Source organism: Pseudomonas sp. GM25 (genome assembly GCF_000282255.1).
GTDB lineage: Bacteria > Pseudomonadota > Gammaproteobacteria > Pseudomonadales > Pseudomonadaceae > Aquipseudomonas > Aquipseudomonas aphyarum.
Window position 1 is genome coordinate 1 of record NZ_AKJQ01000013.1, and the last position, 18,687, is coordinate 18,687.

13 protein-coding genes and 1 other RNA gene are annotated in these 18,687 nt (G+C 61.7%); 11 read left to right on the forward strand and 3 right to left on the reverse strand.

The features are described from left to right. The 6 genes from smc to PMI24_RS05255 form a co-directional block, all read left to right on the forward strand. Positions 1-3,289 (forward strand): chromosome segregation protein SMC (gene smc / locus PMI24_RS05235; RefSeq protein ID WP_007951643.1); only part of this gene is annotated, 3,289 nt, incomplete at its 5' end. A gap of 258 nt (positions 3,290-3,547) precedes the next feature. Next, a complete protein-coding gene (zipA, locus tag PMI24_RS05240; protein WP_007951644.1) occupies positions 3,548-4,414 on the forward strand; it encodes a cell division protein ZipA in 867 nt (288 codons plus the stop codon). Positions 4,415-4,501: 87 nt separating this feature from the next. Beyond that, positions 4,502-6,859: an NAD-dependent DNA ligase LigA gene (ligA, locus tag PMI24_RS05245; RefSeq protein WP_007951645.1), complete on the forward strand. Its 2,358-nt coding sequence runs from the start codon at positions 4,502-4,504 to the stop codon at positions 6,857-6,859. A 153-nt stretch (positions 6,860-7,012) separates the two neighbouring features. Further along, positions 7,013-8,179: a zinc-binding metallopeptidase family protein gene (locus PMI24_RS05250; RefSeq protein WP_007951646.1), complete on the forward strand. Its 1,167-nt coding sequence runs from the start codon at positions 7,013-7,015 to the stop codon at positions 8,177-8,179. 111 nt (positions 8,180-8,290) lie between these two features. After that, an RNA gene (gene ffs / locus PMI24_RS28680) (signal recognition particle sRNA small type) lies at positions 8,291-8,387 on the forward strand. Between the two features lie 230 nt (positions 8,388-8,617). Next, positions 8,618-10,573 carry a hypothetical protein gene (locus tag PMI24_RS05255; RefSeq protein WP_007951647.1) on the forward strand — a complete coding sequence of 652 codons (1,956 nt, stop codon included), beginning with the start codon at positions 8,618-8,620 and terminating at the stop codon, positions 10,571-10,573. Between the two features lie 9 nt (positions 10,574-10,582). On the opposite strand, the gene PMI24_RS05260 is transcribed toward PMI24_RS05255, so the two are convergent. Beyond that, positions 10,583-11,332: a substrate-binding periplasmic protein gene (locus PMI24_RS05260; RefSeq protein WP_007951648.1), complete on the reverse strand. Its 750-nt coding sequence runs from the start codon at positions 11,330-11,332 to the stop codon at positions 10,583-10,585. Positions 11,333-11,477: 145 nt separating this feature from the next. Here PMI24_RS05260 and dnaX point away from each other — a divergent pair, with 145 nt between their 5' ends. The 5 genes from dnaX (at position 11,478) to PMI24_RS05285 (ending at position 17,046) form a co-directional block, all read left to right on the forward strand. Beyond that, on the forward strand, positions 11,478-13,568 hold the full coding sequence (gene dnaX, locus PMI24_RS05265) for a DNA polymerase III subunit gamma/tau (RefSeq protein ID WP_007951649.1): 2,091 nt from the start codon (positions 11,478-11,480) through the stop codon (positions 13,566-13,568). A gap of 67 nt (positions 13,569-13,635) precedes the next feature. After that, on the forward strand, positions 13,636-13,974 hold the full coding sequence (locus PMI24_RS05270) for a YbaB/EbfC family nucleoid-associated protein (protein ID WP_007951650.1): 339 nt from the start codon (positions 13,636-13,638) through the stop codon (positions 13,972-13,974). A gap of 148 nt (positions 13,975-14,122) precedes the next feature. Beyond that, the gene (locus PMI24_RS05275) at positions 14,123-15,157 is read left to right on the forward strand and encodes an NADP-dependent oxidoreductase (RefSeq protein WP_007951651.1); all 1,035 of its coding nucleotides are present in this window, start codon (positions 14,123-14,125) and stop codon (positions 15,155-15,157) included. Positions 15,158-15,223: 66 nt separating this feature from the next. Further along, the gene (gene recR / locus PMI24_RS05280; protein ID WP_007951652.1) at positions 15,224-15,826 is read left to right on the forward strand and encodes a recombination mediator RecR; all 603 of its coding nucleotides are present in this window, start codon (positions 15,224-15,226) and stop codon (positions 15,824-15,826) included. A 71-nt stretch (positions 15,827-15,897) separates the two neighbouring features. Further along, positions 15,898-17,046, forward strand: a complete 1,149-nt coding sequence (locus tag PMI24_RS05285; protein WP_007951653.1) for an acyl-CoA dehydrogenase family protein — start codon at positions 15,898-15,900, stop codon at positions 17,044-17,046. Positions 17,047-17,173: 127 nt separating this feature from the next. Here the strand turns inward: PMI24_RS05285 and PMI24_RS05290 are convergent, their stop codons facing one another. Continuing rightward, a complete protein-coding gene (locus PMI24_RS05290) occupies positions 17,174-17,722 on the reverse strand; it encodes an adenine phosphoribosyltransferase (RefSeq protein ID WP_003223345.1) in 549 nt (182 codons plus the stop codon). Positions 17,723-17,800: 78 nt separating this feature from the next. Continuing rightward, on the reverse strand, positions 17,801-18,535 hold the full coding sequence (gene fnr / locus PMI24_RS05295; RefSeq protein WP_007951654.1) for a fumarate/nitrate reduction transcriptional regulator Fnr: 735 nt from the start codon (positions 18,533-18,535) through the stop codon (positions 17,801-17,803). Positions 18,536-18,687: the final 152 nt, after the last annotated feature.

The window sequence follows — 18,687 nt, forward strand, 5'->3', positions numbered from 1 at the left end:
CGGCTCGACCAGCCGCAAACCGGTGAGTCAGGCGAGCATCGAACTGGTGTTCGACAACTCCGACGGTACGCTGCTGGGCGAGTGGGCCGCTTATGCGGAAATTTCGATCCGCCGCAAAGTGACCCGCGACAGCCAGACGACTTATTACCTCAACGGCGCCAAATGCCGTCGTCGCGACATCACCGACATCTTCCTCGGCACCGGCCTTGGCCCGCGCAGCTACTCGATCATCGAGCAGGGGATGATCTCCAAGCTGATCGAGTCCAAGCCTGAAGACCTGCGTAACTTCATCGAAGAAGCCGCCGGCATCTCCAAGTACAAGGAGCGCCGGCGCGAGACCGAAAACCGCATTCGCCGCACCCACGAAAACCTTGCCCGTCTGACTGACCTGCGCGAAGAGCTCGAACGTCAGCTCGAACGCCTGCACCGTCAGGCCGAGGCCGCCAAGAAGTATCAGGAATACAAAGCCGAAGAACGCCAGCTCAAGGCGCAATTGTCGGCCCTGCGCTGGCAGGATCTGAACGATCAGGTCGGTCAGCGCGAATCGATCATCGGCAACCAGGAAATCAGCTTCGAAGCGCTGGTCGCTGAGCAACGCAACGCCGACGCCGCCATTGAACGCCTGCGCGACGGTCACCATGACCTGTCCGAGCGCTTCAATCTGGTGCAGGGGCGCTTCTATTCGGTCGGCGGCGACATCGCCCGGGTCGAGCAGAGTATCCAGCACGGCCAGCAGCGTCTGCGCCAATTGCAGGACGATCTGAAAGAAGCCGAACGCGCACGCCTCGAAACCGAATCGCACCTGGGCCACGACCGCACCTTACTGCTGACTCTCGGCGAAGAACTTGATCAACTGACCCCTGAGCAGGAAATCACCAACGCTGCCGCCGAGGAAGCCGCCGCTGCGCTGGAAGACTCCGAAACCGTCATGCACGGCTGGCAGGAGCAGTGGGACGCCTTCAACCTGACTGCCGCCGAACCGCGTCGTCAGGCCGAAGTGCAGCAGTCGCGGATCCAGCAACTGGAAACCAGCATGGAGCGTCTGGCCGATCGGCAAAAGCGTCTGGGCGAAGAACGGGCGCTGCTGTCGGCCGATCCGGAAGACGCGGCGATCATGGAGCTCAGCGAACAGCTCGCCGAGTCCGAAGCGACCCTTGAAGATTTGCAGACCAGCGAAGAAGCCCAGGTCGAAAAGCTCGAGCAACTGCGCCAGGAATTGCAGCAAGCATTGACTGCGCAACAACAGGCGCAGGGCGATTTGCAGCGCCTCAATGGTCGACTCGCATCCCTCGAAGCCTTGCAGCAGGCTGCGCTCGATCCGGGCACAGGCACCGCTGAATGGCTGAAGGAACACAACCTCGCCGAGCGTCCGCGTCTGGCCGAAGGCCTGAAGGTCGAGGCCGGTTGGGAGCTGGCGGTCGAAACCGTGCTCGGCGCCGACCTGCAAGCGGTGCTGGTGGATGATTTCGACGGCTTCGATCTGTCCGGTTTCGCCCAGGGCGATCTGCGTTTGCTCAGCCCCGGCAATGACGGCGTGCGCGTGGCTGGCAGCCTGCTGGACAAGGTCGAGGCGCAGGTCGATTTGTCGCCCTGGCTCGCTCAGGTCAAACCGGTCGACAGCCTTGAACAGGCGCTGGCCCTGCGCGGCCAACTGGCTGCCGGCCAGAGCCTGATCAGCCGCGACGGTTACTGGGTCGGCCGGCATTTTCTGCGGGTACGCCGCGCCAGCGAAGCCGAAAGCGGCATGCTCGCACGCGGCCAGGAAATCGAATCGCTGCATGCGGAACGCGAAGAGCGCGAAGCCACGGTCGAGGCCATGGAAACCCGTTTGCAGACCCTGCGCGCGCAACAGCGTCAGCAGGAAAACGGTCGCGAACATTTGCGTCGCCTGTTGCAGGACGAAGCCCGTCAGCAAGGTGAATTGAAAGCTCAGCTGTCCGCCGGCAAGGCCAAGGCTGAGCAGTTGAATCTGCGTCGCACCCGCCTCGACGAAGAACTGGTCGAGCTCGCCGAGCAGCGCGAGCTGGAACACGAAAACATCGGCGAAGCGCGGATCCAGTTGCAGGACGCCCTCGACGCCATGGCCCTCGACACCGAGCAACGCGAATTGCTGCTGGCCCAGCGCGACAGCCTGCGCGAACGGCTGGATCGGGTGCGTCAGGAGGCTCGTCAGCACAAGGACCACGCCCATCAATTGGCCGTGCGCCTCGGCTCGCTGCGTGCACAACATGATTCGACGCGTCAGGCCCTCGAACGTCTGGAAATGCAGGCCGAGCGCCTGACTGAAAAACGTGAACAGCTCAGCCTGAATCTGGAGGAGGGCGAGGCGCCGCTGGAAGAGCTGCGTCTGAAACTCGAAGAGTTGCTCGACAAGCGCATGAGCGTCGACGACGAACTCAAGACCGCCCAGATCGCGCTCGAAGACGCCGACCGCGAACTGCGTGACGCGGAAAAACGACGGACCCAGGCCGAGCAGCAATCGCAATTGATCCGTGGCCAGCTCGAACAGCAACGCATGGAATGGCAGGCCCTGACCGTGCGCCGCAAGGCCCTGCAAGATCAACTGCTGGAAGACGGCTACGATCTGCACGGCGTGCTCAACACCCTGACCGCCGAGGCCAGCGAGAAGGCCGCCGAAGAAGAACTTGAACGCATCGCCGCGCGCATTCAGCGCCTGGGCGCGATCAACCTCGCGGCGATCGATGAATACACGCAACAATCCGAGCGTAAACGTTATCTGGATGCCCAGGACGCCGATCTGGTCGAAGCGCTGGAGACGCTGGAAAACGTCATCCGCAAGATCGACAAGGAAACCCGTAACCGTTTCAAAGATACCTTTGATCAGATCAATGGCGGTTTACAGGCGCTTTTCCCGAAAGTTTTCGGTGGCGGACGGGCGTATTTGGAACTGACGGGCGAAGATCTACTCGATACAGGGGTGACGATCATGGCGCAGCCGCCCGGGAAGAAGAACAGCACCATCCATTTGCTCTCCGGCGGCGAGAAAGCCCTGACGGCACTGGCACTGGTTTTTGCGATCTTCAAGTTGAATCCGGCGCCGTTCTGCATGCTCGATGAAGTTGACGCGCCACTGGATGACGCTAACGTTGGACGCTACGCACGATTGGTCAAAGAGATGTCGCAGACCGTGCAGTTCATCTATATCACCCACAACAAGATCGCCATGGAAATGGCTGACCAGTTGATGGGGGTGACGATGCACGAGCCGGGTTGTTCGCGACTGGTAGCCGTGGATGTCGAGGAGGCGATGGCGATGGTGGATGCCTGAGCCGGCGCTGTCGGAAAGGGTATTTGTAGTCTGTAGGACATATTTACCGGCTTCGACTTGCTGGCCAATCGACATAATCGCGCAAGCCAATGAGACAGACGGTGTAAAGTTGTCTTTGGTCGTGCTAGTTTAATGTCAATTTTTCGTATACGTGGGCAAAACGCCTGTCAGAACATAGAGTTGGCGCCACGTTTTAAAGCGGTTTGCACAGTGTAAACCCCTTATTTTTCAGCATTTTTTATAGAGGCACGGGATTACATGGAAATCGGTCTGCGCGAGTGGCTGATCGTCATCGGCATCATTGTGATAGCCGGTATTCTTTTCGATGGCTGGCGCCGTATGCGCGGCGGCAAGGGAAAACTGAAATTCCGTCTTGACCGAAGTCTGTCCAACCTGCCGGACGAGGACACCAGCGCTGAGCTGTTGGGCCCGGCCCGCGTGCTGGATACCCATAAAGAGCCGCAACTGGACGAACACGATCTGCCATCGGTGAGCATGCCGGCCCGCGAAGCACGCGAGCCTCGCGAATCCGGTTCCAAGCGCGGCAAGCGTGGCAGCAACGGTCCGGCCCAGGGCGACCTGAACCTCGATCTGGATCTGGACGGCGGCCCGAGCTTCAGCAGCCGCGACGATGATTTCGTCGAGCCTGCCACCAAATCGTCGGCGGCAGTGGCTGATAAAGATCAGCCGCAAGCCGAAGAAGTGCTGGTGATCAGCGTGATCTGCCGCGACCCGGCCGGCTTCAAAGGCCCGGCACTGTTGCAGAACATTCTGGAAAGCGGCCTGCGTTTCGGCGAGATGGATATCTTCCACCGTCACGAAAGCATGGCCGGCAACGGTGAAGTGCTGTTCTCGATGGCCAACGCGGTCAAGCCGGGTATCTTCGATCTGGACGACATCGACCATTTCAGCACCCCGGCGGTGAGCTTCTTCCTCGGCCTGCCAGGCCCGCGTCATCCGAAGCAGGCCTTCGACGTGATGGTGGCGGCAGCCCGCAAGCTGTCCCAGGAATTGAACGGCGAGTTGAAAGATGACCAGCGCAGCGTCCTGACCGCGCAAACCATCGAGCACTACCGTCAGCGCATCGTTGAATTCGAACGTCGCGCCCTGACCCAGAAGCGTTGATTGAAAAGGTTGCCTCGCAATAAAGGGGCAATCGGCAAAATAGATTGAGCAGCCTCGGCTGCTCTTTTGCTTTATGAGAGAACACCCATGACTGCCGCCAAAGACCGCATTCTAGAGCTGCGCGCTGAACTCGATCAGCACAACTACCGTTACCACGTCCTCGATGAGCCTAGCATTCCGGATGCCGAGTACGACCGGTTGTTCCACGAGCTCAAGGCGCTGGAGGCGGCCAACCCTGAACTGATCACCAGCGACTCGCCGACCCAGCGCGTCGGCAGCGTGGCGCTGACCGCGTTCACTCAGGTGCGTCACGAAGTGCCGATGCTCAGCCTCGGCAACGCCTTCGAAGAAACCGACATGCGCGAGTTCGACCGCCGGGTGACCGAAGGTCTGGACCTGCCGGCCGGTGACCTGTTCGGCGGTGGCGCGGCGGTGGAATACAGCTGCGAGCCGAAACTCGATGGCCTGGCGGTCAGTCTGTTGTATCAGGACGGCGTACTGGTGCGCGGCGCCACCCGCGGCGACGGCACCACTGGTGAAGACATCAGCGTCAACGTGCGCACCGTGCGCAACATCCCGCTGAAGCTGCACGGCGAAGGCTGGCCGGCGACCCTGGAAGTGCGCGGCGAAGTGTTCATGTCCAAGGCCGGTTTCGAACGCCTCAACGCTTCGCAACTGGAAATCGGCGGCAAGACTTTCGCCAACCCGCGCAACGCTGCCGCCGGCAGCCTGCGCCAGCTGGATTCGAAGATCACCGCCAACCGTCCGCTGGAATTCTGCTGCTACGGCATCGGTCAGGTGTCCAACGACATCGCCGACACCCACATCGGCAACCTCAAGCAACTGCAAGCCTGGGGCATGCCGATCAGCCACGAATTGAAACTGGCCAAGGGCATCGGCGAATGCCTGGACTACTACCGCGATATCGGCGAACGCCGTAACTCGCTGGCCTATGAAATCGACGGCGTGGTGTTCAAGGTCAACAGCATTGCCGACCAGCGCGAACTGGGCTTCCGCGCCCGTGAACCGCGCTGGGCCATCGCTCACAAATTCCCGGCCATGGAAGAACTCACCGAACTGCTCGACGTGGAATTCCAGGTCGGTCGCACCGGCGCCGTCACGCCTGTGGCACGGTTGAAGCCGGTCAAGGTTGCCGGCGTCACCGTGGCCAACGCCACGTTGCACAACATGGACGAAGTCGCCCGGCTGGGTCTGATGATCGGCGATACGGTGATCATTCGCCGCGCCGGTGACGTGATCCCGCAAGTGGTGCAAGTGGTCATGGAGCGCCGCCCGGAAGACGCGCGGCTGGTGCAGATTCCCGAGAGCTGCCCGGTCTGCGGCTCCCACGTCGAGCGCACGCAACTGGTTAAGCGCAGCAAGGGCAAGGAAACCATCAGCGAAGGCGCGGTGTATCGCTGCGTTGGCCGACTGGCCTGCGGTGCGCAACTCAAGCAAGCGATCATCCACTTCGTATCGCGCCGCGCGATGGACATCGAAGGTCTTGGCGACAAGAGCGTCGAGCAATTGGTGGACGAAGGTCTGGTCAGTTCGCCGGCTGATCTTTATGCGCTGAAGTTCGAGGACATTGTTGATCTCGAAGGCTTCGCCGAGGTGTCGAGCAACAAGTTGCTGGCTGCGATTGAAGACAGCAAGAAACCGGGCCTGGCGCGCTTCATCTATGCGCTGGGCATTCCGGATGTCGGCGAGGAGACGGCCAAGGTGCTGGCGCGTTCGCTGGGGTCGCTGGAGCGTGTTCAGCAAGCCTTGCCGCAGGTGCTGACGTACTTGCCGGACATCGGCCTGGAAGTGGCGCACGAGATTCACAGCTTCTTCGAAGATGCGCACAACCAGCAGGTGATCACCGAGCTGCTGGGCCACGGTTTGCAGATTCAGGATCAGGGCGAGTTGGGCGCCGAGTTTGCCGCGAGCACCACGCTGGGTGGCTTCCTCGACAAGCTGCACATTCCTTCGGTCGGGCCGGGTGGCGCGCAGAAGCTGGCGGACAAGTTCGAATCGCTGGAAGGGGTGATGACCGCGGACTGGCTGGACATGCGCCAGGCGTTGCCGGAGAAACAGGCCAATTCGGTTCGCGAGTTTTTCGCCTTGGCCGAGCATCGTCAACTGGCTGAAGACGCCGAGAAGCAACTGCGCGATTTCGGCATGCATTGGCAGAGTGAAAAGAAAGTCGTCGAAGGCCTGCCGCTGGCCGGGGAAACCTGGGTGCTGACCGGCAAGGTCGAGCTGATGAGCCGCGACGTCGCCAAGGAACACCTGGAAAGCCTCGGCGCCAAGGTCGCCGGTTCCGTGTCGGCCAAGACCCATTGCGTGGTCGCCGGGCCGGGCGCCGGGTCGAAACTGACCAAGGCCAACGAACTGGGCGTGAAAGTGATGGATGAAGAGGCGTTTATCGCGTTCCTGAAAGGGCACGGTATCAGCGCCTGATGATCGTTCCCACGCTCCGCGTGGGAAAGCCGCCCCGGACGCTCCGCGTCCGCTGTGACGCAGAGCGTCACGGTATGCATTCCCACGCAGAGCGTGGGAACGAACTTTGGGCGGGAATGATCTAGTCTTGGCAAGCCCAAGGGAGAGATCGCCATGTACCGCTTTTTCGAGCAGCTCAGTTCCCGCATCGTCGCGCCGTTCATGGGCGAATCCTCGCGCAACAGCAAAGTCTGGCCGTGCCGCTGCGGCCAGTCGCTGTTCTTTCGCAACAGCCAGTGCCTGGCCTGCAACGCGGCGCTGGGTTATCAACCGGAGCACAGTCGGCTGACGTCGCTGCAACCGGGGCCGCAAGACGGTACCTGGACGCTGGATATCGATCCCGAGGCCGGGCTGTTCCGGCGCTGCGCCAACCTCGACACCCCGGCGGCCTGCAACTGGCTGCTGCCTGCCAACGATCACGACACCCTGTGCGCGGCCTGCGATCTGAATCGCACCATCCCCGACCTGTCCGTCCCGGAAAACCCCGAACGCTGGCGCAAGGTGGAAATCGCCAAGCGGCGACTGGTGGCGCAACTGATCAGCCTCGGCCTCCCGGTCGTCCCGAAAACCGTCGACGAAGCCACCGGCCTGGCCTTTGATTTCATCGGCGTCGATCTGGAGGGCAACGCACCCATGACCGGCCACGCCAACGGCCTGATCACTCTCGACATCGAAGAAGCCGACGACGCCCACCGCGAGCAGGTCAGGGCGCAGATGCACGAACCCTATCGCACGCTGCTCGGGCATTTTCGCCATGAGGTCGGGCATTACTACTGGGATCGCCTGATCGACAACGGCCCGTGGCTCGGTTCTTTCCGCAACCTGTTCGGCGATGAACGCGCCAGTTATGCCGAAGCGCTGGAGCGGCATTATCAACAGGGCGCGCCGGCGGACTGGTCGCAGCACTACGTCAGCGCCTACGCCACCATGCACCCGTGGGAAGACTGGGCGGAAACCTGGGCTCATTACCTGCACATGATGGACGCAGTGGACACGGCGCTGGGTTTCGGCATGAGTGCCCGGGAGATGGACCTGGATTACCAGCCGTTTCCGTCGAGCACGCTGTACGATCCCGAGCATCCCGGCGGGGCGGCGTTCCTGTCGTTCGTCAACGCGTGGATCGAACTGGCCGGCATGCTCAACGAACTGTCGCGCAGCATGGGCCAGCCGGATTTCTATCCCTTTGTGCTGCCGCCGGCGGCGATCGCCAAGCTGCACTTCATACATCTGGTGATCCAGCAAGAGGGCGGCCGCGCGGACGAGGTGCTTCAGGCGCAATAGCAAGTGCTTGAAGCCCTTCATATTTTTAATCTGCAACCAGCGGTTGTAACTTCGTCTCAGATAGGTACAATGGCGCGGCTCGCCGACAGGCGAGTGTCGTTATGGTGACCCTATCGGTCCCCCCGCAACGATTACCCGTGAACCTGGTCAGAGCCGGAAGGCAGCAGCCACAGCGGGAACATTGTGTGCCGGGGTGTGGCTGGTAGGGTTACCACCTTAACGAACATCGAACGAATCAACACCGAACTGCATGGGTTTTGCCCACTGCGGTTTTTTTATGCCTGCGATTTGTCGGTTCGTACCCAAACCTCCTGCTCTCGAGTGCGCCGACACGGGGTAATCATTTGCTCTTCAATCCCGCATACTCGCAGCCACCGAAATAAATGAAGAGTCTGGCCGGGATCGACCTTAGGGTCTGTGCCTTGGCCGCGAGGTTTTATGCTCCCGGAACATTCCGATCTATCCAGCCCTGTGTTCTTGCCCGTCACGGATGAAACCTGCGCGAACCTGTTGCAGGCGGGTGGGGCCAAAACCCTCGAAAGCCTGACCGATCTGGAATTGGCGGCGGTGCTGGTCATCCAGAATCTGGTGCAGACGAAAGAGCAGGATCTCGGCGCCGTGGCGGCAGAGAAAATTCTGGCCAAACTCTTGTCATGGGCTGCTGAAAAGCGACAGTCAGCGACTGCTGGTCTGCTGTCGGAAGCGCAGCGGCTGTTCGACCCGCGCAAACTGTATTTCGGCCTGAAGGTCCTTAACCCTCTGAACCTGCGTTTTCTGCTGGCTGAAGAAATATCGGCACGCGACTACTTGTTGCCCGATGGCCAGTGGGATTTCGAATACAAAGTCCGGCGCCATCGCAGCCATGACCCGTTCAGCCAGCCGATAGTGACGCCCCGTTACCGCGAGCGCTGGTTGAGCCCGGCGCAGGACAAACTGGTCAGGACCTTCCGCGCCAACCTGGACGAAGACCTGCACGTTCAAGGTTACGCGGGGATCGGCAAAAGCCATCTGCTGGTCGCATTGCTGGAACATCTACGCCCGGAAAAAACCCTGTTGCTGGCGCGCACCCCGGCCAAGCTGGAAGTCCTTCGCCAGCGCATGGTGGGGCCGAGCGAGAAGAAAGCCGGCAAGACCTTCCTGGCGTTTGCGCAGTCGCTGATGCTCGGGCGCAGGCCTCAGGTGGAGGGAGGGCGAATCCCGACCCGGCAGGCGTTGGCGCAGGAACTGAATATCTTCGGTTTTCGCCACCACGACGGGCAGGCGACCCTTGAACTCTGCCTCAAAGTGATCGAGCGCTACTGCCGCTTCCGCGATCACACCTTTTCGGCGAAGCATCTGCCGCATTTCAACCAGCCGCTCTCCAGCGTCGACGCTCAGGTGTTGCTGGAGTATTCGAGCCGGGTGTGGGGCTACCTCGAACTCAACCCGGCGTGGGGCAGCCAGACCGGTTTCGAAGCGCTGCTGATGATCAAGCGCGCCTGCATCGCCGGCTGCGTGGTGCCCGCGCGCTACACGCACGTGCTGATCGACGAGAGCCAGGACATTCCAGGCTCGCTTTTGCAGATCATCGAACGCGGTCGTCAGGTTCTGATCACCCTCGGCGACGAGTACCAGCAGGCCAGCGGCGTGCCGGTCAAACGGCACCGCGAGGTTCGCCAAAGCGATATCAGCTATTCCGTGCGCTCGGGCCGCAACGTTGAAAGGCTGGTCAATCCGCTGATCGCCCGGCATTCGCAGAAGGGCAAGATTCCGTTCGAAGGCGCCAGCGATGCTGACGTCGTCATCAAGGAATACCCGGAAGGTTTCGTACCGTCCGAGGGCTGCGTGGTGCTGACGGCATCGCCGTGGGACAGCATGATCTGGGCCATCCACCTGCACGATTCCAACTGCAAGTTCAGATTCCCGGACAAGCGCACCCAGGATGAGCTCAAGCATTTCATGGCCACCGCCATCGAACTGTTCAAGCCTGATTTCTACCGCTCCGAATTCAGCGAAAACGGTGTGCATCCGTACTTCAGCGACCTGCCCGATTGGCAGGCCGTGTGCGACGCCAACCAGTTCGACGAGTCGTTTCTGCGGGTCAAGGCCAAGCTGGAAAACGGCTTCATGATTGCCGACCTGACGCGCCTGAACCGAATGATCGACAACGCCGGCAACGGCTGCCTGCTGATGCTCGCGGAGGAGGCGGGGGGTATGGAGTTCGACAAGGTCCTGCTGACGCCGGGGTTGCTGACCAACGAGAAATTCAAGGATGCCTACGCGTTCGATCAGCGGATCTGCGCCGTGTACATCGCCATCTCCCGCGCCAGGCTGAAGCTTTACGTGCCGTACGATGTGGTCGCGTGGGTCGAGTATCACGAGTACCAGCGGTTTCGTGATACGGCGGGGCATTGAGGGGCTGCCTCACGGTTCGCCGCCCGCGCTGCCGGTATACAACCGAATGATGTCATCAATCTCCCCCGACATTTTCATTCGCAGCAACGTCCTCAATATCCGCTGCACCGGTACATTCGGGTCGTTGCGCACATAGCAGCCGACTTTCTGCTCCTGCAATACCGCCACCGCTTGCAGTTGCTGCCCCGGCAGCAGGCGCTGGTTGAACCAGTCCAGGGTCCATTGATTGCTGACGGCGTAGCGGTAGCGGCCGGCCAGCAGTTTGTCGAGCACTTGTTCCTGATTGCGCGCGTCTTCGCGCCATAGTCGATCGGCGTCGAATATCGGTTGCAGCGTGGGATAGCTGTAGCCGAGCACGGTGCCGATCGACTGGCGGGGCAGGTGGGCCGGATCGGCGTTGGGCGGTTGGTCCTGACGGCTGATCAGCAGGTCGCGCTGGAAGAACATTGGGATGCTCCAGATGTAATCGCCGGACAGGTTCGGCAGCCAGGATTGTGCGGCATAGCAGCGCACGTCGACTTCGCCGTGTTCCATGGCGTTCTGCACGCGGGCGCGGGGCAAGACGTGAAATTGCGCCGGTACGCCGACCTGGGTCGCCAGGCTGAGCATCATGTCGTAGAGGATGCCCTGGGTCGGGCGGCCGCGTTCGATCTGCACCATCGGCATCGCCCAGCTGTCGGCAACCACGAAGCGCAGCGGCGGTTGCGACGCCATCGCGCTCAGGCTCAATCCCAGTAATGCCCCCACGGCCCACCGCATAAACGCTCCGGTAATTCCCGATCCCGAGCCGACAAAAGCCCTCGCTCATGCAGCTTAGCCAGAATAGACGAGCACACCGGATGCAATTTTGCCCTTGCTCCGCTAGCATTAGCCGCTTCTGCTTCCTTTGCCGCGACGGTTTTCGATGAGTTATCAGGTTCTTGCACGTAAATGGCGTCCGCGCTCGTTCCGCGAAATGGTCGGCCAGACCCATGTGCTCAAGGCTCTGATCAATGCCTTGGACAGCCAGCGCCTGCACCACGCCTACCTCTTCACCGGTACGCGGGGCGTCGGCAAGACCACGATTGCGCGGATCATCGCCAAATGCCTGAACTGTGAAACAGGTATCACTTCAAGCCCGTGCGGCGAGTGCTCGGTGTGCCGCGAGATCGATGAAGGCCGTTTCGTCGACCTGATCGAGATCGACGCCGCGAGCCGGACCAAGGTCGAGGACACCCGCGAGCTGCTCGACAACGTGCAGTACGCGCCGAGCCGCGGGCGCTTCAAGGTCTACCTGATCGACGAAGTGCACATGCTCTCCAGCCATTCCTTCAATGCGCTGTTGAAAACCCTCGAAGAGCCGCCGCCCTACGTCAAGTTCATCCTGGCGACCACCGACCCGCAGAAACTTCCGGCAACGATTTTGTCGCGATGCCTGCAGTTCTCCCTGAAGAACATGACCCCTGAGCGGGTGGTCGAGCATCTGACCCACGTTCTGGGCGCCGAAAACGTCCCGTTCGAAGACGACGCACTGTGGCTGCTCGGTCGCGCGGCCGACGGTTCGATGCGTGACGCCATGAGCCTGACCGACCAGGCCATCGCCTTCGGTGAAGGCAAGGTGCTGGCCGCCGACGTGCGGGCAATGCTCGGTACGCTGGATCACGGCCAGGTTTACGACGTGCTGCACGCGCTGATCGAAGGCGACGCCAAGGCGTTGCTCGAAGCCGTGCGTCATCTGGCCGAACAGGGGCCGGACTGGAACGGCGTGCTCTCGGAAATTCTCAACGTGCTGCACCGCGTCGCCATCGCCCAGGCCTTGCCGGAAGGTGTCGACAACGGCCACGGCGACCGTGACCGGGTGTTGGCGCTGGCCCAGGCGTTGCCGGCCGAAGACGTGCAGTTCTATTACCAGATGGGCCTGATCGGTCGCCGCGACTTGCCGCTGGCGCCGGACCCGCGAGGCGGTTTCGAAATGGTGCTGCTGCGGATGCTGGCCTTCCGGCCGGCAGACACGGCGGACGCCCCGAGGCAACCGCTAAAGCCAGTGGGGATCAGCCAGGCCACAGTTGATTCCGCAAACTCAGTGGCTGCCGCGCCGAAACCTGCGCCGGTAGTTGCTGCGGCTGTTGCGCCCGCGCCAGTGCCGGTGGTTGCACCTGCACCCACGCCTGTTCCCGAGCCGGCACCGGTTGCCCCGGTGATTGCGCCGGAACCCGTTCCTGAGCCTGAGCCCGAGCCGGTCGCCGTTGAAGAAGTCGTCGACCTGCCGTGGAACGACCCGGTAGAACCGGCGCCTGTGCAGCAGCCAGCCGTCGAACCGGTGCTGGAAACAACCGCCGAACAACCTGATTTGCCACCGATGCCGCTGCCGACCCCGGACAGCGTCGTGCCGGACGCCCCGGAGTGGGCCGCCGCGCCGATCCCCGAGCCGTCGGTGGCCGACGTCGATGCCGCCACGCCGGGCATGGACATGGACGACGAGCCGCCGCTCGACGAGGACTACATCGAGCCGGACATGGATTCGGCCTATAGCTACCTCGACGATCTGGCCAGCGAACACGCCGCAGAACCGGCCCCGGAGCTCGAGCCGGAACCCGCGGCCGCGCCGGCCACCGGTCTGGCCTTGCAATGGCTTGAGCTGTTCCCGCAACTGCCGATCTCCGGCATGACCGGCAGCATCGCCGCCAACTGCACGCTGATCGCGGTCGATGGCGACAACTGGCTGATGCACCTGGACCCGGCCCACAGCGCCTTGTTCAACGCCACCCAGCAGCGTCGTCTGAACGATGCGCTGAACCAGTTCCACGGGCGCACGCTGACCCTGACCATCGAGCTGATCAAGCCCGAGCAGGAAACCCCGGCCCAGGCCGCGTCCCGGCGCCGTGCCAACCGTCAGCGCGAGGCGGAGGAATCGATCCACGGCGATCCGTTCATCCAGCAGATGGTGCAGCAGTTCGGTGCGGTCGTGCGACACGATACTATTGAACCTGTCGACGCCCTGGTCAGTCAGGGCTAATAACTGAGGGCGTCCGGCCTGTTTGGCCGGGCGCTGTTTTGATCCAAGTACTTTTGAGGTGATTCCCATGATGAAAGGTGGCATGGCCGGCCTGATGAAGCAGGCGCAGCAGATGCAGGAAAAAATGGCCAAGATGCAGGAAGAACTGGCCAACGCCGAAGTCACCGGCAAAGCCGGTGGCGATCTGGTCACCGTGGTGATGACCGGTCGTCATGACGTGAAAAAAGTCAGCATCGACCCGAGCGTACTGCCGGGCCTGGACGAAGACGACCGCGAAGTGGTCGAGGATCTGGTGGCTGCAGCCGTCAACGCCGCCGTGCGTCAAATCGAAGCCAACAGCCAGGCGAAAATGGGCAGCATGACCGCTGGCATGAATTTGCCGGCCGGTATGAAACTGCCGTTCTGATTCGCCTTTGCGGGTTGGATGAGCTACAAAAAATGCCAGGCATCGTGCCTGGCATTTTTGTTTCCGGCTGACGAAACATCGAACGCGCAATAGCTGCAACGGTCTGCTCCCTATAACGCCGAATTCATCATTCAAAGGAGACGCTGACATGTCCGACCCTCTGACCCTCAATCAACGCTTCGTGCTGGCCTCGCGGCCGGTGGGCGCGCCGACGCCCGAGAATTTCCGTCTGGAGCGCGAGGCGCTGCCGGATCTTGAAGATGGCCAGGTGTTGCTCAAGACCCTGTACCTGTCGCTCGATCCCTACATGCGCGGGCGCATGAGTGACGCGCCGTCCTACGCAGCGCCGGTACAAATCGGCGAGGTGATGACCGGCGGCGCTGTCAGCCGGGTCGAACAGTCGCGTCATCCGAAATTCCATGCTGGCGATCTGGTCGTCGGTGCCACTGGCTGGCAAAGCCACAGCATCAGCGATGGCCGCAACATCATCCCGATCCCGTCCGGCCTGCCGAGCCCGTCGATGGCGCTCGGCGTACTGGGCATGCCCGGCATGACCGCTTACATGGGTTTGATGGACATCGGCCAGCCAAAAGAGGGCGAAACACTGGTCGTCGCCGCCGCTTCCGGCGCCGTGGGTTCGGTGGTTGGCCAGGTCGCCAAGATCAAAGGCCTGCGCGCCGTTGGCGTGGCCGGTGGTGCCGAGAAATGCAAATACGTGGTCGAGGAACTGGGCTTCGACGCCTGTATCGATCACAAGGCGCCGGACTTCGCCGAGCAACTGGCCAAGGCCTGTCCCAATGGCATCGACATCTATTACGAAAACGTCGGCGGCCACGTGTTTGATGCCGTCGTGCCGCTGCTCAATCCCAAGGCGCGGATCCCGCTGTGCGGCCTGATCGCCGGCTACAACGCCTCGGAAGCGCCGAAAGGCCCGGATCGTCTGCCTGCACTACAGCGCACCTTGCTGACCAAACGCGCACGGATTCAGGGCTTCATCGTGTTCGACGACTACGGTGATCGTCAGCCGGAATTCATCAGCGCCATGGTGCCGTGGGTGCGCGATGGCAAGGTGAAATTCCGCGAGGACGTGGTGGATGGCCTGGAGCAGGCGCCGCAAGCGTTTATCGGGCTGCTGGAGGGGCGCAACTTCGGCAAACTGGTGGTGAAGGTCGCCCAGGACTGAGGATTTGACGCTGGCCGGAGGCGCGGGTATAAACCGCGTCTCGTTGTTTTGTCGGACTTTTTCCCCATGAGCTTCAGCCCTTTGATTCGCCAACTGATCGACGCCCTGCGAACTTTGCCGGGCGTGGGTCAGAAAACTGCCCAGCGTATGGCGTTGCAGTTGCTCGAACGTGACCGCAGCGGCGGTACGCGTCTGGCCCAGGCCTTGAGCCAGGCCATGGAAGGGGTCGGACACTGCCGCCAATGCCGCACGCTGACCGAAGACGATCTGTGCCCGCAATGCGCCGACACCCGCCGCGACGACACGCTGCTGTGCGTGGTGGAAGGGCCGATGGACGTCTACGCGGTCGAGCAGACCGGCTTCCGCGGGCGCTACTTCGTGCTCAAGGGCCACCTGTCGCCGCTGGACGGCCTGGGCCCGGAAGCCATCGGCATTCCGCAGTTGATGGCGCGGATCGAAGAGGCAGGCACCTTCACCGAAGTCATCCTCGCCACCAACCCGACGGTAGAAGGCGAAGCGACGGCGCACTACATCGCTCAGTTGCTGCAGAACAAAGGCCTGATCGCCTCGCGCATCGCTCACGGCGTGCCGTTGGGTGGCGAACTGGAATTGGTGGACGGCGGCACGCTGGCTCACTCGTTTGCCGGGCGCAAGCCGATTTCCCTCTGAGCCACACAATCCTGTTGAAAACCAAGCAAGCGCTCGGTTAAGTTCGGCGAACCCTTCCATGGAGTTCGCCGATGCCCGCCTTCCAGGAATACTTCGACCCCAGCCACCAATTGGTCCGCGACAGCGTCAGACGTTTCGTCGAACGCGAGATCCTTCCGGACATCGATGCGTGGGAAGAAGCCGAAGGCTTCCCCCGTGAGCTGTACCTCAAGGCCGGTGCGGCCGGCATCCTCGGCATCGGTTATCCCGAAGCGTTGGGCGGCAGTCACGAAGGTGACCTGTTCGCCAAGATCGCCGCCAGCGAGGAACTGATGCGCTGCGGCTCCGGCGGGCTGGTGGCCGGTCTCGGTTCGCTCGACATCGGTTTGCCGCCGATCGTCAAATGGGCCCGACCCGAAGTCCGTGACCGTGTCGTCCCTCAAGTGCTCAGCGGCGAGAAAATCAGTGCGTTGGCCGTCACCGAGCCGGGCGGCGGTTCCGACGTCGCTAACCTGCAAACCCGCGCCGTACGCGATGGTGATCATTACCGGGTCAGCGGCAGCAAAACCTTCATCACCAGTGGCGTGCGCGCCGATTACTACACCGTCGCGGTGCGTACCGGTGCGCCCGGTTTTGGCGGCATCAGCCTGTTGTTGATCGAGAAGGGCACGCCCGGTTTCACCGTCGGCCGGCAACTGAAGAAAATGGGTTGGTGGACGTCGGACACGGCTGAATTGTTCTTCGACGATTGCCGGGTGCCTGTGGGAAATCTGATCGGCGCTGAAAACATGGGATTCGCCTGCATCATGGGCAACTTCCAGAGCGAACGTCTGGCATTGGCGTTGATGGCCAACATGACCGCGCAACTGGCGCTGGAAGAAAGCCTGAAGTGGGCGAAGGAGCGGCAAGCGTTCGGCAAACCCATCGGCAAGTTCCAGGTGATCAAGCATCGTCTCGCGGAAATGGCCACGGCGCTGGAAGTCTCGCGGGAGTTCACCTACCGGCAGGCGGCGAAAATGGCGGCGGGGCAGAGCGTGATCAAGGAGATTTCCATGGCCAAGAACTTTGCCACGGACACTTCGGACCGGATCACCAACGAGGCGGTGCAGATTCTTGGCGGGTTGGGTTATATGCGCGAAAGCCTGGTGGAGCGGCTGTACCGGGATAACCGCATCCTGTCGATTGGTGGCGGGACGCGAGAAGTGATGAACGAGATCATCAGCAAACAGATGGGGCTTTAGATTTTGTGGTGACGCTGGTGGCCCTTTCGCGAGCAAGCCCGCTCCCACATTCGATCATGTTCCATCAGGGGGATGCGGTCGAATGTGGGAGCGGGCTTGCTCGCGAAGGCGTAATGGCAGGCGCCGCTTACTTGTCAGTCAACGCAAACTGCGTCAGGCAGAAAGTAGGAATTCCCATGTCCTCAAGACGCTGCGAACCACCCAGCTCCGGCAGATCAATGATCGCCGCCGCTTCATGAACGCGGGCGCCCATGCGGCGGATCAGGTTGGCCGCTGCTATCAGCGTGCCGCCGGTGGCGATCAGGTCATCGAACATCACCACCGAATCGCCTTCACACAGGCTGTCGGCGTGCACTTCGAGGAACGCTTCGCCGTACTCGGTCGCGTAACCTTCAGCCAGCACGTCCGCCGGCAGTTTGCCTTGCTTGCGGAACAGCACCAGCGGCTTGTTCAGCTGATAGGCCAGCACCGAACCGATCAGGAAACCGCGCGCATCCATCGCACCGATGTGGGTGAAGTCGGCTTCCACATAGCGGTGGGCGAAGCTGTCCATCACCAGGCGCAGGGCCTTGGGCGACTGGAACAGCGGGGTGATGTCGCGAAAGATCACGCCCGGTTTCGGGAAGTCGATCACGGGGCGGATCAGGGATTTGATGTCGAAGGAGTCGAAGACCATCGTCGAGGTGTCCTGGCAGGGCTGCAAACGGCGCAGTATACCCGCGGCTGAAACGATACGCTCGGCCGCGGGTCGAGATCAGACTTCGAGCGAGCCGCCGGCCAGGGCGCAGAGCTGGATCGGGTCGAGGATATGGATTTCCTTGCCTTCGGCTGCGATCAGTTCGTTCTGCTGGAAGCGGGTGAAAACCCGGGACACGGTTTCCACCGCCAGCCCCAGATAGTTGCCGATTTCATTGCGAGACATGCTCAGGCGGAACTGGTTGGCCGAGAACCCGCGAGCGCGGAAACGCGCCGACAGGTTGACCAGGAAGGTGGCGATGCGCTCGTCGGCGGTCTTCTTCGACAGCAGCAGCATCATTTGCTGGTCGTCGCGGATTTCGCGGCTCATCACGCGCATCAACTGGCGGCGCAGCTGCGGCAATTGCAGGGCCAGTTCGTCGAGGCGTTCGAACGGAATCTCGCAGACCGAAGTGGTTTCCAGCGCCTGGGCGGAAACCGGGTGTTTCTCGGTGTCCATGCCGGACAGCCCGACCAGTTCGCTCGGCAGGTGGAAGCCGGTCAGTTGTTCTTCGCCGGTATCGCTCAGGCTGAAGGTCTTGAGGGCGCCGGAGCGTACTGCATAAACGGAATCGAAGGTGTCGCCCTGGCGGAACAGGAACTCACCCTTTTTCAACGGGCGGCCACGTTTAACGATTTCGTCCAGCGCATCCATGTCTTCCAGATTCAGCGAAAGTGGCAGGCAGAGAGGGGCCAGGCTGCAATCCTTGCAATTAGCCTGGTTGTGAGCGCGCAGTTTAACTGGCTCGGACATTTCTTAAATCCTTGTGGGAAAACACACATAAGGCGTAAGGGTAACCCAGCGGAGGACATTCAGGCCAGTCTGTGGCGAGATTGCCCCCACGGCATAAAGCCGCAGGGATGACGGCCGATAAACAGGTATCTGACGGCATGCAAGGAACCGCT

Bases quoted from the DNA above. Each gene is read 5' to 3' on its own strand.
- PMI24_RS05270 (WP_007951650.1), top strand. From the start codon at position 13,636: ATGATGAAAGGTGGCATGGCCGGCCTGATGAAGCAGGCGCAGCAGATG.
- PMI24_RS05260 (WP_007951648.1), bottom strand. From the start codon at position 11,332: ATGCGGTGGGCCGTGGGGGCATTACTGGGATTGAGCCTGAGCGCGATG.
- zipA (WP_007951644.1), top strand. From the start codon at position 3,548: ATGGAAATCGGTCTGCGCGAGTGGCTGATCGTCATCGGCATCATTGTG.
- PMI24_RS05255 (WP_007951647.1), top strand. From the start codon at position 8,618: ATGCTCCCGGAACATTCCGATCTATCCAGCCCTGTGTTCTTGCCCGTC.
- fnr (WP_007951654.1), bottom strand. From the start codon at position 18,535: ATGTCCGAGCCAGTTAAACTGCGCGCTCACAACCAGGCTAATTGCAAG.
- ligA (WP_007951645.1), top strand. From the start codon at position 4,502: ATGACTGCCGCCAAAGACCGCATTCTAGAGCTGCGCGCTGAACTCGAT.
- PMI24_RS05290 (WP_003223345.1), bottom strand. From the start codon at position 17,722: ATGGTCTTCGACTCCTTCGACATCAAATCCCTGATCCGCCCCGTGATC.
- PMI24_RS05285 (WP_007951653.1), top strand. From the start codon at position 15,898: ATGCCCGCCTTCCAGGAATACTTCGACCCCAGCCACCAATTGGTCCGC.
- PMI24_RS05250 (WP_007951646.1), top strand. From the start codon at position 7,013: ATGTACCGCTTTTTCGAGCAGCTCAGTTCCCGCATCGTCGCGCCGTTC.
- dnaX (WP_007951649.1), top strand. From the start codon at position 11,478: ATGAGTTATCAGGTTCTTGCACGTAAATGGCGTCCGCGCTCGTTCCGC.
- recR (WP_007951652.1), top strand. From the start codon at position 15,224: ATGAGCTTCAGCCCTTTGATTCGCCAACTGATCGACGCCCTGCGAACT.
- PMI24_RS05275 (WP_007951651.1), top strand. From the start codon at position 14,123: ATGTCCGACCCTCTGACCCTCAATCAACGCTTCGTGCTGGCCTCGCGG.